General features: G+C 66.8%; 14 protein-coding genes. 8 read left to right on the forward strand and 6 right to left on the reverse strand.

The window, feature by feature from the left end:
- Nucleotides 1-27 precede the first annotated feature (27 nt).
- Complete coding sequence (locus VSO01S_RS12630; protein WP_153305246.1) at nucleotides 28-585, forward strand: hypothetical protein; 558 nt, start codon at nucleotides 28-30, stop codon at nucleotides 583-585.
- Nucleotides 586-594: 9 nt separating this feature from the next.
- On the opposite strand, the gene VSO01S_RS12635 is transcribed toward VSO01S_RS12630, so the two are convergent.
- The gene (locus tag VSO01S_RS12635; protein ID WP_068642870.1) at nucleotides 595-1509 is read right to left on the reverse strand and encodes a LysR family transcriptional regulator; all 915 of its coding nucleotides are present in this window, start codon (nucleotides 1507-1509) and stop codon (nucleotides 595-597) included.
- Between the two features lie 98 nt (nucleotides 1510-1607).
- Between VSO01S_RS12635 and VSO01S_RS12640 the strand changes: the two genes are divergently transcribed.
- The 5 genes from VSO01S_RS12640 (at nucleotide 1608) to VSO01S_RS12660 (ending at nucleotide 8095) form a co-directional block, all read left to right on the forward strand.
- Nucleotides 1608-2072, forward strand: a complete 465-nt coding sequence (locus VSO01S_RS12640) for a GlcG/HbpS family heme-binding protein (RefSeq protein ID WP_068642872.1) — start codon at nucleotides 1608-1610, stop codon at nucleotides 2070-2072.
- A gap of 67 nt (nucleotides 2073-2139) precedes the next feature.
- Nucleotides 2140-2898, forward strand: a complete 759-nt coding sequence (locus VSO01S_RS12645; RefSeq protein ID WP_068642874.1) for a tRNA-uridine aminocarboxypropyltransferase — start codon at nucleotides 2140-2142, stop codon at nucleotides 2896-2898.
- A 185-nt stretch (nucleotides 2899-3083) separates the two neighbouring features.
- Entirely contained in the window at nucleotides 3084-4880 is a 1797-nt protein-coding gene (locus VSO01S_RS12650) for a carboxylesterase/lipase family protein (protein WP_084241845.1), read from the forward strand.
- A 174-nt stretch (nucleotides 4881-5054) separates the two neighbouring features.
- Nucleotides 5055-6782: a dipeptidase gene (locus VSO01S_RS12655; protein ID WP_068642878.1), complete on the forward strand. Its 1728-nt coding sequence runs from the start codon at nucleotides 5055-5057 to the stop codon at nucleotides 6780-6782.
- A gap of 20 nt (nucleotides 6783-6802) precedes the next feature.
- Nucleotides 6803-8095 carry a M16 family metallopeptidase gene (locus VSO01S_RS12660; protein WP_068642937.1) on the forward strand — a complete coding sequence of 431 codons (1293 nt, stop codon included), beginning with the start codon at nucleotides 6803-6805 and terminating at the stop codon, nucleotides 8093-8095.
- 34 nt (nucleotides 8096-8129) lie between these two features.
- Here the strand turns inward: VSO01S_RS12660 and VSO01S_RS12665 are convergent, their stop codons facing one another.
- The 3 genes from VSO01S_RS12665 to VSO01S_RS12675 all read right to left on the reverse strand — a co-directional run bounded on the left by VSO01S_RS12665 (nucleotide 8130) and on the right by VSO01S_RS12675 (nucleotide 10843).
- Complete coding sequence (locus VSO01S_RS12665) at nucleotides 8130-8501, reverse strand: hypothetical protein (protein WP_068642880.1); 372 nt, start codon at nucleotides 8499-8501, stop codon at nucleotides 8130-8132.
- 130 nt (nucleotides 8502-8631) lie between these two features.
- The gene (locus VSO01S_RS12670; protein ID WP_068642882.1) at nucleotides 8632-9942 is read right to left on the reverse strand and encodes an aminotransferase class V-fold PLP-dependent enzyme; all 1311 of its coding nucleotides are present in this window, start codon (nucleotides 9940-9942) and stop codon (nucleotides 8632-8634) included.
- Between the two features lie 4 nt (nucleotides 9943-9946).
- Nucleotides 9947-10843 carry an amino acid ABC transporter substrate-binding protein gene (locus VSO01S_RS12675; protein ID WP_068642884.1) on the reverse strand — a complete coding sequence of 299 codons (897 nt, stop codon included), beginning with the start codon at nucleotides 10841-10843 and terminating at the stop codon, nucleotides 9947-9949.
- Nucleotides 10844-10970: 127 nt separating this feature from the next.
- On the opposite strand from VSO01S_RS12675, the gene VSO01S_RS12680 reads away from it, so the two are divergent.
- A complete protein-coding gene (locus VSO01S_RS12680; RefSeq protein ID WP_068642886.1) occupies nucleotides 10971-11891 on the forward strand; it encodes a LysR family transcriptional regulator in 921 nt (306 codons plus the stop codon).
- Here the strand turns inward: VSO01S_RS12680 and VSO01S_RS12685 are convergent.
- Nucleotides 11888-12613 (reverse strand): hypothetical protein, encoded by a 726-nt coding sequence (locus VSO01S_RS12685; protein ID WP_068642888.1) that lies wholly within the window; start codon nucleotides 12611-12613, stop codon nucleotides 11888-11890. The two genes, VSO01S_RS12680 and VSO01S_RS12685, sit on opposite strands and share 4 nt — an antisense overlap.
- Nucleotides 12614-12671: 58 nt before the next feature.
- On the reverse strand, nucleotides 12672-13499 hold the full coding sequence (locus tag VSO01S_RS12690) for an IclR family transcriptional regulator (RefSeq protein ID WP_068642890.1): 828 nt from the start codon (nucleotides 13497-13499) through the stop codon (nucleotides 12672-12674).
- 115 nt (nucleotides 13500-13614) lie between these two features.
- On the opposite strand from VSO01S_RS12690, the gene VSO01S_RS12695 reads away from it, so the two are divergent.
- Nucleotides 13615-14586, forward strand: a complete 972-nt coding sequence (locus VSO01S_RS12695) for a Bug family tripartite tricarboxylate transporter substrate binding protein (RefSeq protein WP_068642892.1) — start codon at nucleotides 13615-13617, stop codon at nucleotides 14584-14586.
- The last annotated feature ends 23 nt before the right edge of the window (nucleotides 14587-14609 follow it).

Genomic DNA, 14609 nt, shown 5'->3' on the forward strand with positions numbered 1-14609 from the left:
TAACCTGGCGCCGCCGGCGTGCTCATCATGAAACTGTTCAGGTCCTTGTTCGGCAATGCTTCGCCCCCCACGGTACCGAACCCGACGAGCCCCGATGCGCAGCCGCTGCCCCTGGCGCACTACCTGGCGCAGGCGATCCGCGGCAGCGGCAAGCTCACGCCGCGCGGCGAATCGGTGATGGCGGAATACTTGCAGCAGTTTGCCCAGGCGCCGGGCCTGCAGATCGACCAGCGCCAGGCGCGCGCCAAGGAAGAAGCCGACCTGGCGCTGAACATCCGCGCCGCCGAGCTGTTGCGTGCCCCCTTGTCACCGCGCCGCACGCTGGCCGCCTTTGCGGACGAGCTGCACAGGAACGCGATGCTGCACAAGGCCCGCCATGACGCCGTGGTCAATATGCGCGGGTTCTGCAGCGAGATGATGCTGACGCTGGCTCACACCGGTGACGAGTGCGCCTGGTGCCGCGAGAACGAGGGCCGGCGCTTTTCGGTGCAGGACGATCCGAATGCGTTGCTGGCCGGGCACTGCAGCTGCGCGCCGTATTCGTCGAGCACGTTCTATCCGGCCATCAAAGCGTTCGACGCTTAGCCGCTCGCGTCAAGCCAACTCGCCAGCCGCTTCCTCGATCAGCTCGCCAATCAGGTCCGCCATCCGCCGCACGCGCGGCGAGCGCCGCACGTCGGGGTGCACCACGCACCAGATCTCGCGCGACACGGGCGCGTCCAATCCCGGCATCTCGACCAGCCCGCCGTCCGGCCGTGCAAGGAAGCTCGGCAGCATCGCGAGCCCGAGGCCCGCGCGGCAGGCGCGGTGCACCGCGGCCAGGTCGTTGCTGCGCAGCACGAAAGGCCGGTGGTCGGCAACCTTCGCCAGCACCTGCTGGTGCGGCACGTCGCCCAGCGGCTCGCCGTAGCCGAGGAACTGCCATTCCGTCTGCGGGCGCGACTGCCACTCCGGCGCCGCATAGAGCCGAAAGCCCAGGCTGCCGAGCTTGCGGGCGGCCAGGCCCGGCTCTTGCGGACGCATGAAGCGAAGCGACAGGTCCGCCTCGCGGCGATGCAGATTGGCCGTACGGAACTCGCCCACCAGGTCCAGCTCGATGCCCTGCCATTGCGCCGCCCGGCCGGCGAGCCGGGGCACGAGGAACTGGCTCGCGAACATCGGCGGTGCCGAGATGCGCACCCGCCCATCGAGGCCCGAGGTCGACGCTGCGGCGCGGCTGAACGCGAGGGCCTGCTGCTCGAGCTGCTGCGCGGGCTCGACCAGCGCTTCGCCTTCGCGGGTCAAGGCCCAGCTGCGCGGCAGCCGGTCGAACAGGCGCACGCCCAGGCTCGATTCGAGTGCGCCGACCCGGCGCGCCACGGTGGAGTGTTCCACCTTCAATGTTCTTGCGGCGCCCGAGAGGCTCCCGTCGCGCGCCACGGCGAGGAAGAAGCGCACGTCGTCCCATGCGGCAGGCGCGGCGGGTGATGAAGCAGCGGGTGCCGGATCGACGGTGGTGTTTTTCTGCACAACCCTTGGGCGCAAATCGGGAATTGGCGGCGAGTCTATCGATTCCTACCATCCGCGGCGTTCTTCATCACCTTCCTTCGAAAGAGAGAGTTCATCGCATGACTGCAGCCGCAACTTCAACAACGACAACAGCAGCAACAACGAGCAATCCGGTCGTCCGCTACGGTCCGCCGATCTCGCTCGCCCTGGCGCAGCGGGTGGCGTCGGCCGCGCAAGCCGAGGCCCAGCGCAACGGTTGGCCCATGGTGATCGCCGTGATGGACAGCAGCGCCAACCTGGTCGTGCTGCACAAGATGGATCACGCGCAGACGGGCAGTATCGACATCGCGCAGCAGAAGGCCGAGAGCGCCGTGCGCTTCAAGCGGCCCACCAAGGCCTTCGAGGAGGCGCTGACCCAGGGCGGCCTGCATCTGCGCCTGCTGGCGACGCAGCGCGCCATTCCGCTCGAAGGCGGACTGCCGCTCATTGTCGACGGCCAGCTGGTCGGTGCCATCGGCGTGTCGGGCATGCAGTCGACGCAGGATGCGCAGGTCGCTGCGGAAGGCGTCAAGGCGCTGGGCTGACCAAGCGAAGTGGGGCGCGGTTCAGCGGAGGCGGGGGCAGGGCGCATGCATCGCTGAAAATTGCTGCATGCCCCACGCCGTATCCCGCCTGCGCACCGCGCGCCTGGCACGCAGCACCCAGCCGCTTTTCGCCCATGGCGGCTTCAAGAGCGAACGCTGCGCGAACTGCCGCCTGGCGCCTACCCATTGCATGTGCGCCTTGCGCCCAACGCTTGCCAACACGCGCGCCGGTGTGTGCCTGCTCATGGCCGACATCGAGCCGCTCAAGCCCACCAACACCGGCTGGCTGGTCGCCGATGTGGTGCCCGACACCTTTGCCTTCAGCTGGTCGCGCACAGAACCCGACCCCGAGCTCCTGGCCCTACTGGACGATCCGCAGTGGCAACCCTATGTGGTGTTTCCGGGCCAGTACGTGGCGCCCGGGCGGGTGGTGCATGACGTTGCCGGCCATGCCGAAGAAAAGCGCCCGCTGTTCGTGCTGCTGGATGCGACCTGGACCGAGGCGCGCAAGATGTTTCGCAGAAGCCCTTACCTGGACCGGTTCCCGGTGCTGAGCCTGGAGGCGGGGCAGGTATCGCAATACAAGCTGCGCCGCTCCGGGCGCGATGGTCACTTGTGCACCAGCGAGGTGGCCGCGCTGTGCATGGGGCTGGCGGGCGAGCCAGTTGCCGGCCAGGCGCTGGAGGCTTACCTGGCGGTGTTCACGCATCACTATGTGCAGGCGAAGAACCAGCAGCCGGTTGCGTGGGAGGGTGCTGCGCACCAGCGCTTGCGCGAGGTCTTGCGAGGGCGAGGACAGGCTCCTTGCGCAGGCGGCAGTGGTTGAAGCCGGTGATGTCGCGGCGTGTATCCATTGCCAACACATCCACGGCCTTTCATGTATGGGCGGCGCACATTGTCGCGGCACCCGCAATCTTCAAGACTGCCCTGGGGAACCGCCACACCTTCCGGGCGCCGGCGCTCCCGGACCTTGGCGGCAACCTTCTGCCGTAGAACAAACAGGAGTGAGACATGAAATCAAGCATATTGAGATCAGTCACCGTCGCGCTGGTCGCGTCGACGACATTGAGTGTCGGCCTGACCGGTTGCGGCGGTGGCGGCGGCGGTGGCGGTTTCGATGACGCCGGCGCCAGCACGGCCAAGCCAACTCCCCCGCAGATTCGCAAGACCCAATTCGGACAGATTGAAGGCGTGACGTCCGCCGACGGGGCGACCGCCGTATGGCTCGGTGTTCCCTTCGCCGAACCGCCGGTGGGGACGCTTCGATGGCAGCCCCCGCAGGATCCGACCCCTTGGAGAGGCGTCAAGCCGACCAGGGACTATGCAGAGGCGTGCACGCAGATCGGCGGCATCTTCAGTCCGCCACCCAGGGGCAAGGACTATTCCGCGATCACCGACAACTTCTACAAGCCCATGGGCTCCGAGGACTGTCTCTATCTGAACATCTGGGCCCCCACGGGCGCCCGAGGCGACCGGGCGAAGCTGCCGGTCATCGTCTATATCCACGGGGGAAGCAACGTCGTCGGCGGCGCGACGGACCCCCTGACGGCAGGCGGCAACCTGGCGAAAAGTGCCAACGCGGTCGTGGTGACCGTCGCGTACCGGCTGGGCATGATGGGCTGGTTCGCCCATCCCGCCTTCGACACGGGCGATGCTGTCAGGGACTCCGGCAACTTTGCCGTGCTGGATCTGATCCAGTCCTTGAAGTTCGTGAAGAACAACATCGAGAACTTCGGCGGCGATCCCGACAACGTGACGATCATGGGCCAGTCGGCCGGCTCCACGAACGTCAATGCCCTGATCGTGTCGCCGATGGCGGCTGGCCTCTTCCACAAGGCGGTTTCCCTCAGCGGCGGAATCGGCGGCAGCTCCAAGACCGCCGCGGTGAACAAGTCCAACGCCATCATCAACGCGATGCTGATCAAGGACGGACTGGCCAGCGACAAGGCGTCGGCCGATGCGTATCGCATGGGCCAGAGCAACGAATGGATCAGGAACTACCTGATGACCAAGAGTGCCGCCGAACTCTACGGCCTGCAGGTCGATCCCACGGGAGGCAAGTTCGGCACCGGCTCGCGTACCTTCGAGCCGGGGTCGACGACGGCGACGCTCTGGGGAACGGTGGCGCCGATTTCGGATGGCACCGTGATGCCGGCGAACTCGGCTGGCGCGGTCAGGGCCGGGACGTTCAACAAGGTGCCGATCCTGGTCGGCAACACGGCGGAGGAAGGAAAGCTCTTCTCGGCCGCGTTCAAGATCGATGATTACACGCGCGTCAGGTGGATGAATGAAACCTTTCTCGGGACGATCTCGGGCCTTCGGTTCCAGGACATCATCGACGGCACGATCATCTCGCCGCTGACCGTGGAGAACTACAACATCTACGCGCAGAACAATGCGAACCGCGTGGTCCCCGGTCCGAGCATCACCACGGCGACCTTCTGGGCCTTGTCGGATTCGAGCAGCACGGCCTACTACGGGCAGGTGCCCTTGTACGCCTACAACTTCAGATGGAAGCAGCAGCCGGCTCCGTGGAACGATGTCTATGGTGCGTGGCATGCCGGCGACCTGTCGTTCATCTTCGGCAATTTCGGCGTGAACCTGAATTCCTTCGGGTACAGCAAGGCGAACGAACCTGGAAGACTGGCGCTCACCAGTCTCATGCAGCAGTCTGTCTCGGCATTCATCAGAACGGGCAACCCCAACAACAGCGCCCTCGGCGCGACGTGGGATCAGTGGACGCCGACGGCTCCCGTGAGAATGCAGTTCGACGCGACGCTCGAGCAGGCATCGGCAACGCAGCAGTGAGGGAGATTGCTCCGGGGCGCACCCCGGGGCTGCCGTGCTGCCGCATGCAGGCTCTGCTCTTTTGACATGCAGGGCACGAAGACCGCTTCAGCGGCGCTCACCCGGCGTGTGCGATAGTCTCGCCCCTTCGCCGAGACACCCGGCCCCTCTATTCGCCCGCCACCGGAGTATGTGATGACGCCCCATTCGCATGCCACAGTCCTGTCCCTCGCTGTTAGCCTGCTCTTCGCCGCGCCGGCCCAAGCCGACACCCTCAAGAAACCCGAACTCGACAAACTCGCCGCCATCGAACAAGCGACCCCGTCCGCCGACTTCCAGGCCTTCCTCGGCGCCGCCCTCAAGGCCAACCCCTCACTGCAATCAGCCGTTACCGCCTACCGCTCGAAAACGCCGCTTGCCGGCGACGACCTCGTCAACATCGGCCGCCTGCTCGGCTTGTGGAACCGGACGCACAGCCAGGGCGCCGTGCTCGCCATGCTGGAGAAGATGGTCGAACTGCCGACGGTTCGCGACGACAAGGTGCCGCCGCACCAGAACCCCGCCATCATTGCGTTCGGCGCGCTGGTCGAAGGCGCCGCGCGGGACTTCGGCCTCGCTTACCGCAACGTCGAAAACCGCATCTTCGAAGTGAAGCTGCCGGGTCGCGGCAGCGATGAGTTCGGCATCCTGACGCACGCCGACGTGGTGCCCGTGACCGCCGACGAGTGGGTGCTGGACGACGGCCGCAGGATCGATCCGTTCAAGGTCACGCGTGTGGGCAATCTGCTCTATGGCCGCGGCACGATCGACGACAAGGGATCGATCGCGGCAACGCTGTTCGCGATGAAAGCCGTCAAGGAGAGCGGCCTGCCGATCGACCGGACGATCCGCCTGATGATCGAGACCACCGAAGAGACCGGTGGCGACGCGATGAAGTACTACCGCGAAAAGACGCCGCTGCCAGACTACAACATCGTGCTCGACAGCAAGTACCCGGCGGTCGTGGCCGAGAAGGGCTCCGGCGCGGTGAAGGTTTTCTTTCCCGCCGAGCCCACCGGCGCGAACACCACGGGTATCACGGCCATGGCCGGCGCCGCCGCGGCCAATGCCGTGCCGCAGACCGCCACCGCCACGCTCAGGGGTGGTGACCTGGCCGCTGCAGCGGCCAGGCTCGAAGCTGCCAAGTCGGACTTCCTGCGCAAATACGAAACGCAAGGCGGCAAGTTCGCGATCGACATCACCCCGGCCGCGGACAGCCTGGCCGTGAAGGTGACGGGCGTTTCGGCCCACGGATCGCGGCCGGAAGAAGGCGTGAACCCGCTGCCTCGCCTCGGATTGTTCTTGCGCGAGGCCGGCATTCCGCTCGCGGACAACCACTACGCGAAGGCGTTGCGCTACCTGGACGACCTGTACGGCACGGGCTACCTCGGCGAGAAGATGGGCGTGGGCTACCGGGATGACTTCATGGGCCCGCTCACGATATCGCCCAACCTGATCCGCGAGCGCGACGGAAAGCTGGAAGTCACTGCCAATGCGCGCATGCCGCGCGGCCGCACGCCAGAGGCGCTCGTGGAATCCGTGAAGGGCAAGATCGACGCCTGGGCTGCGGCGAACCATGTGAAGCTGGAGGTCAGCTACGAGCAGGGCAACTGGATGGCGCGCGATCCGAAGGGCGCGTGGCTGTCGACGCTGCTCAACGTGTTCGGCGACACCACGGGCCTGGAGGCGAAGCCCGTGGCCACGGCGGGCAGCACCACCGCGAAGCTGATGCCCAACGCGATCAACTTCGGGCCCGCGATGCCGGGCAAGAAGTACACCGCGCACAACGCCAAGGAATACAAGGAGGTGCAGGACCTCGATGCGGACATGCAGATGTTCACCGAGATGCTGGTGCGCATCGGCAACCTCAAGCAGATGCAGTGAAAGCCCCTGGTTCGCCCACCATCGCCCTTCGCACGCTTGCGAACGGGGTGCGGCTGCTCGCCGTACCCATGCCCCACGTGCGCAGTGCCAGTGTGGGCGTGTTCATTCGCGTCGGCTCGCGCGATGAAACCCCGGCCACGAACGGTATCGGCCATGTCCTCGAGCACATGGCGTTCAAAGGGACCGCCACCCGTTCCGTGCAGGCCATCAACCTGGAGGCAGAGCGGCTGGGCGCGGACGTCAACGCATTCGCCAGCAAGGACACCACCGGCTACTTCATGACCGGCCTGGGCCGGCACGCGGAGCAGCTGCTGCAGATGACGGCCGACATCGTGCTGAACAGCACATTCCCCGAAGACGAACTTCGGCGAGAACTGGAGGTCATCCGCCATGAAGCCATCGAATACGAGGAAGACCCGGAGGACACCTCCAGCGAGCTGCTCGACCGCGCCATCTGGGGCGATGACCCGATGGGCATGCCGGTGATCGGCACGGTCCGGAACATCGAAGGCTTCACCCGGCAGGATCTGGTGCGGCACGTCCAGTCCCACCACGTCGCAGAGAAGACCGTCGTCGCGGCGGCCGGGAATTTCGATGTCGAAGCCTGGCTGGCGCTCGCAGGGCAGCTCTTTTCCGCCATGCCCTCGGCCCAGCTGCCTGAACCGCCGCCGCCAAAGCCCGGGAAGTACATGGGCACGGCCGTGGCGCGGCGCTTTTCGCAGGTGTCTCAGGTCTTCCTGAACATCGCTTATCCGTTGGCGCCTGCGCGGGAGGAAGAAATCCCCCAGCAGCGTTGGCGCCTTGCGGCGGCGCTGGCGGTCAACCTGTTTGGCGGCGGGATGTCGGCGCCCCTGGTCGACAGGGTCCGCGAGCAGCTCGGCCTGGCCTACACGACGCATTCCACGATGGACGCCGGCGACGTCTGGGCCAACTTCGTCATTCATGCGGTCACCACCCCGGACAAGCTCGACGAGCTTGTGTCGTCGACGGCCGTTTTGCTGCGCGAGCAGGCGACGAAGATCGATCCGGTACACCTGGAGCGGGCGAAGAACCAATTGATCGTGTCGCGCGTGCGCGCCGGAGAGCGGACCTACGCGGCGATGGAGCAGGCCGTCGAGGAGCTCTTTGCCAGCGCAACCGTGACGCCTGTTGCCGATGCGATCGCGGCGATCGAGAGCATCCACGCAGCAGAGGTGCAGGCGGTCTTCGAGCGAATGCTGGCCAACCCTCCCGCGGTGGCGATGGCCGGCAAAGGCGCTGGCGTACGAACGGCGCGGCAGTTGGCAGCGCGCCTGGTCGCCGGCGTCCGCTAAAGGATCGAACTCGGCCGAGTCGAGGCCGCGTCGTCTATTTGAGGCAAGCGGTCTGGATGGCCGACCAGGTGTCCTCGGCATGGGCGATCGCCGTGTCCAAGGCGGCCACGACGGGCATGGCCGCCGCCCGGTCCTCGGCTGCGAGGGCCGGCGCGAGCTCCAGCTCCAGCAGCTCGTTGATCCGCCCCAGCTGATCGGACATCAATGCCCGCAAAGGCTCGATCGAGGCCGGGTCGGCGTGGCGCTGGAGGATGAGGGCGTCGATTTCCTCGAACAGGTCCAGCACATGCCCCAGCCGCTCGGCAAAGTCGAAGGCCGACTCGCGGGCCCAGGCCAGGCGCGAGCCCTCGACGGTGCGCTGCACCTCTTCGAGCTTGCTGCGAAGACCGGAAAGCGAGGCTTCCATCTGCACCTGCGGGTTGCACCCAGGGATTGGCCCGCTGGGAGGCTACTGCGGCGGGCAGTACCGCACAAGCCGTTGATTGCAACTCGAAGAAAAAGGCGCGTGCTCGACATCCCGCGCCCGGCAGGCTTCGTCAATCGCCCCTGGCGATGTCCTGGGTAATGCGCAGGAACTTCTCGACGTCGGCCACGGAATGGCAGTGCAGGGGCGACACGCGCACGGTCCCCGCGAGGCCGAAGGATTCGAGCATGCGCCTGGAGTAGATGCTGGTGGCGACCCGCTCGTAGACCGTCACCCCGCGCCTGGCGTACTCCACCACGGCCTGCGTGCAGTCGATGCGGTCGAAGCCGATGCCCAGGATCAGGTCGCGCCGGGTCAGGTCATCGTGGTCGAGGAAGACGCTGACGCCTTCCAGCTTGCGCATGCCGGCCACGTTCTCGTTGCCGTCGAGCAGCAGCGCCAGCAGTGCGCGCTCGTGCAACTCGATGTGCGTGATGCCCGCGGTGAACAGCGCGCGGCGATCTGTGGTGATGGCGTCGCCCACGAACTGGCTGCCCAGCCAGCACACGTAGTCGACGATCTCGGTGAGAACCGCAAACTGCCACGGCGCGGCGCTGCCCAGGTCCCAGTAGTCGGGCTTCTTGCCCGCGAGCTTGTGGTGCGGCAGCACGGACGCGCGCTCGGACAGCCACGACAGGCCCGATCCCCGGCAGCCGAAGAACTTGTAGGGCGCGAGGTTGATGCCGTCCACCGGCGTCTTCTGCAGGTCGATCAGGCCGTGCGGCGCGTGCTGCACCGCGTCCGCCAGGATGTAGAGATCCGGCTTGATCTCGCGCGCACCGCGCACGATCGCTTCCATGTCGAGCTTGGCGCCCGAGATGTTCGATGCGTAAATGACGTTGAGCACGCTGGTGTTCTCGTCGACCAGCCGCAGGATCTCGTCCACGTCCACCCCGCCGGTGGCCGGGTTGCTCCTGGCAACGCGCAGCTCGCGGCCCAGGCGCTGCGCGTACAGGCTCATCGCATCGAAGGCCGATGGATGTTCGAGCACGGTCGTGACCATGTTGGTGCCCGGTACGTTCTCGGCCACCGCACGCACCATGTCGAACATGGCGCCCGAGGCGCTGAGCGAGGCGTACACGCTGCCGCCCTGGGCGTTCAGGATCGTGCGCAGGTCGGCGCACCCCTTGGCCTGGATGTCCTGCAACTCCACCGCGGTGGCGTGAATGCGCTCTGCGTTGTCGGGAATGGCGTCGACCTGCGCGAAGCGCTCGGCCGCGGCCTTCAGGCGAAAGGAGCCCCCGGCGTTGTCGAAGTACAGGCGCTCGCGGCCGTGATGGTCGTGGTCGACCTGGAGGAAGCGCGCCTTCACCTCGCGCATCAGCGCGTCGGAAAACAGCTGGCCGCGGGCGAGCTTCGGAAGAAGTGCTTGATCGGTGCCCATCGCGTCAGACGCCCTTGTTGTTGGGGTTCTTGTAGATCTCGCGCACCGCGTCGGACATCGGGAAGTTGAGATTCGCGTTCTTGGGCGGAATGGGCGAGAGGAACCACTTGGCGTAGAGCTGCTCGATGGCGCCCGACTTCATCAGGCCGGCGACGGTCTCGTCCACCAGCGCCTTGAACTGCGGATCGTCCTTGCGCAGCATGATCCCGTAGGGCTCCTGGCGCAGCGACTCCTTCAGGATCTTGTAGTCGCCGGGGTTGGGCGCATTGGCAATCATGCCGGCGAGCTGCACGTCGTCGAGCACGTAGGCATCGGCACGGCCGGTGGACAGCAGCAGGAAGCCGTCGGAGGTGTCCTTGCCCGGCAGCTCGTTCGCCTCGATGCTGCCGCTCTTGCGCGCGCCGCGCAGCAGCTGGATCGAGGTGCTGCCCGCAACGGTTGCCACGTTCTTGCCGTTGAGGTCGGCCAGGGTGTTGATGCCCGAGGCCTTCTTCACGGCGGCGGTGATGTTGGTGACGAAGTGGCTGGGCGCGAAGTCGACCTGCTGCTGGCGCTGCGTGCTGTTGGTGGTGGTGGCGCAGTCCAGGTCGACGGTGCCGTTCTGGAGCAGCGGGATCCGGTTGGTCGAGTTGAGCATGACGTACTGCACCTCGACCTTCGGCAGGCCCAGCTTGGCTTTCACGGCATCCACGATCTTCAGGCAGATGTCGGTGGTGAAGCCAATGGGCGCGGCGTCCGCACTGAGCTTATACGAAAACGGAATCTGGCTTTCGCGGGCGCCGATCTGGATCGTGCCGCTCTCCTTGATCTTCTGCAGCGTGCCTCCGCTCTGGGCGCTGGCGGCGCCGCAGCACAGGGCCAGCGCAAGTCCGAACATGAGGGGCCGCTTCTGGAAGTTCATGGCAGGGATTCCTTGCAATTCGATGAGGGTGGTTCGGGGCGCATCTTCGATGCCACGATGAATTTCCAAAAGCGATTTTTTGTGATCGAATTGCATGAACAAAAGTGTTTTGTAGAACCCTCCCGTGATGACCTTCAAGCAGCTCGAAGCGCTGTACTGGATCGCCCGGCTCGGCGGCTTCGCGCAGGCGGCCAGCCACCTCCATACCTCGCAGTCGGCCATTTCCAAGCGCGTGCACGAGCTGGAACAACTGTTCGACACCGAGCTGTTCGACCGCAGCCAGCGCGCCGCCCGCTTGACGGAAAAAGGCGAGGAAATGTTCCTGCTCGCCGGCAAGCTCCTGGAGCAGCGCGACGCCGCCGTGGAGCAGTTCGGCAAGCCCGGCGTCCTGGAGCGCCGAATCCGCCTCGGCGTGACCGAACTGAGCGCCATGACGTGGCTGCCGCGATTGATCGGCCTGATCCAGCAGCACTACCCCAAGGTGATCCTCGAGCCCGACGTGGACGACAGCCTGCAACTGCGCGACAAGCTGCTGGCCGACCAGCTCGACCTGGCCATCGTGCCGGAGACCTTTGCCGACGCACGCCTGCCGCACAAGGTGGTCGGTCAGGTGACGAGTGCCTGGATGTGCAAGCCCGGTGTGGTCAGCGCAGGCAGCCCCATCCGGCTGCACGAACTGGCGCGGCACCGCATGCTGGTGCAGGGCCCCAACTCGGGCACCGGTCGCGCCTACGATGCGTGGCTGAAGGAGCAGGGCGTGCAGCCGGCCAGCGCGATCGTGGTGAGCAACCTGGTGGCGCTGACCGGGCTCACCGTGTCGGGCCTTGGCGTGAGCTATCTGCCGCGCGAGTGCCTGCAGCCGCTGGTGACCGCGGGCATGCTCGCGGAGCTCGACGTGGTGCCAGCCCTTCCCGTGGTGCGCTACGTGGCCATGCAGAAGGGCACCCACCGCAGCGCGCTCACTTCGTCCATCGTGATGCTCGCGCAGGAAAGCTGCGACTTCACGCGGATGTTCCAGGCGCAGATGGCGGCTCCGCTGCCTGGTTAGCCGGTCTCACGCCTGGCGTGGGCCAGCAAGGCCTTTGCGGCTTCGATCCGCAAGGCCATGGGCACCGATTCGTCGTTCATGACGCGTCTCAGGAAGCGCTCCGCGTCGGCGCTCCCTTGTCCGGAGGCGGCCGCTTCGGGCAAGCCGGACCGCGTCGAGTCAGCCGTCACGTCCTCCAGGACGCCAAGCTGGCCCCGCGCGGCTTCGAAGTCGATTTGCCGGATGGGATCGAGCGTGCGCAGAAGCGCTGCCTGGCCTTCGCTGCTCGGTGGAAGGTCCAGCCACGGCGTATCGGCAAACACCGAAGCCAGGTCGGGCGCCAGGAACGCCGACCAGCGGTCCGGGCCGGTCTCCAGGGGCGGCGCGGGCGGGAGCTGCGCCGCATCGGCGATCAGGCGTACCTGGGCCGATCCGACGTCCGGCAGATACCGCGCACGCAGGCCCCGCAGGAAAAGCTCGCCAGCACTCGGCAAGGTCGGCGAAGCAAGGGAGAACCACAGCTGCAATGCATCGACGCCTGAGACCGCGATGGCCGGGGCAGGAAAGCCGAGGTCCGCTTGGACGCCCGTCCAGACCGAGGACAGCTGGGCCCACCCCGCGGGTGGCCTCAGCTCCAGCACCAGGACCCGAACGCCCACGGCGGTCGCTGGGGCCGCATCGTGCGCGGCGGCGCTCGCACCCAGTCCGTACAGGCGATCGAGTTCGAACTGCAATGGGTTCATGCCGACATGCTAGTCGACCGGCCTTGCCTGATGTCCGCGAGTGCCGGCTTGCCAACCCTCAACGCGCCTGGTCCTGATACCCCAGCATCGCACTGATCGACGCGGCTTCTCGCTGCACGGCCTTCGCGACCGGCCCGCCCACCGCGGCATCGAAGCCGCCCGTCGCCCCCAGCGCGGTCAGCACGGCGCACACGCGCCCGGTGTGGTCGTGCAGCGGCGCAGACACCGCGCTGATGCCACGCAAGTTGGTGTCGCGCACCGAGGCGCAGCCGGCCTTGCGCACGGCCTGGCGCAGCGCCTCGATGGGGTCCTTGCCGGCCAGCGAGGCGCGCTGCTCGGGCGAGGCATGCGACAGCTCCTCCGAAGCCATGGCCTGCACCGCGCGCTCGTCCAGGTAGGCGAGGAAGGCGCGGCCCGTGGCCGACCAGAGCAGCGGCAGCACCGAGCCGACCCGCACGTTCACGGTCACCGGCAGGCCCGGTTCCTCGAAGCGCACGATGGTCGGGCCCTTGTTGCCCATCACCGCGATGAAGCAGGTGATCTCCAGCGTCTCGCGCAGGCGCACGAGCGCCGGCTCCGCGGCGCGGATCGGGTCGGCCTGGCGCATGGCCGCCATGCCGATGCGGATGGCTTCGGGGCCCAGGAAGTACTGCTGCGTGCCCGCGTCCTGCGAGACCAGCCCTTCCTCGGCCAGGCTGGCCAGGTACCGGTGCACCTTGGCCGGCGGCTCCTGCACGTGGGCCGACAGGGCGGTCAAGGTGGCACGGCCCCCGAGGTCGGCCAGGCCCTTGAGTACGGCCATGCCGGTTTCGGCGGCCTGTACGCGCTGGCGGCGCTCGCGTGGTCGGTCGGTGCCGGGAAGAGGAGGGGAGTCTTGGCGAGGCATGCGGGGCAAGGGAAATCGGTGGACGGGATTGTCAGGGTTAGCCTGGATTCTGAAATTACGCTATGCGGATAAGAATTACGCAATAGATGAACACCCGACCTTAAGGAAGAGTCCCATGAAGAAGCTCATTGCCACCTGCCTGCTCGCGTTGCCGCTGGTCGCCCCCGTTGCAGCACAGGCCCAGCCCGCCTGGCCGTCCAAGCCGGTTCGCTGGCTGGTTCCCTATCCGGCGGGCGGCGGCTCGGACTTCCTGGCCCGCACCATCGGCCAGCAGCTGTCCACGCAAATCGGCCAGCCGGTGCTGGTGGACAACAAGCCGGGCGGCAACACCGCCATCGCCGCCGCCGACGTGGTGCGCTCCGCACCCGACGGCAATACCGTGCTGTCGGCGGACAACGGCACGCTGGTGTTCAACCCGGCGCTCTACAAGTCGCTGAGCTACAGCCCGACCAAGGACCTGGCCCCCGTCACGCTGATGGGCCGCTTTCCCATGATCCTGGTGGTCAGCCCGAGCGTGACGGCCAAGGACGCCAAGGAATTCATCGCCCAGGCCAAGGCCAGTGCCGATGGCATCAACTACGCGTCCGCCGGTGCCGGCAGCCCGCATCACCTGGCCATGGAACTGCTCAGGACCGAAGCCGGCCTGAAGATGAACCACGCCCCGTACCGCGGCGCCGCGCCGGCCCTGGCCGACGTGGCCGGCGGGCAGGTGCCGGCCATGATGGTCGACCTGGCCGCAGGTGCAGGCTTCATCAAGGGCGGCAAGGTGCGGCCCCTGGCCGTGGCCAATGCCAAGCGCCTGCCGCAGCTGCCGGACGTTCCGACCTTTGCCGAACTCGGCTTCAAGAATGTCGAGGCGGCTGCGCTGGTGGGCATGGTGGTGCCCGCCGCCACGCCCGCGGATGTGGTGGCTGCGCTCAACAAGCAGGTGGTCGCGGCCATCAACGCGCCCGACGTGCACAAGAAGCTGGTCGACTTCGGCGTGGAGCCGGTGGGCAACACGCCGGCCCAGTTCGCCGAGCTGCTCAAGTCGGAGACCACGCGCTGGCACAAGCTCATCCGCGACCTGAACATCACGCTGGACTGACCGATCTTTCATCTTGCCGCTTG

This window comes from Variovorax soli NBRC 106424, assembly GCF_001591385.1.
Taxonomy (GTDB): domain Bacteria; phylum Pseudomonadota; class Gammaproteobacteria; order Burkholderiales; family Burkholderiaceae_C; genus Variovorax; species Variovorax soli.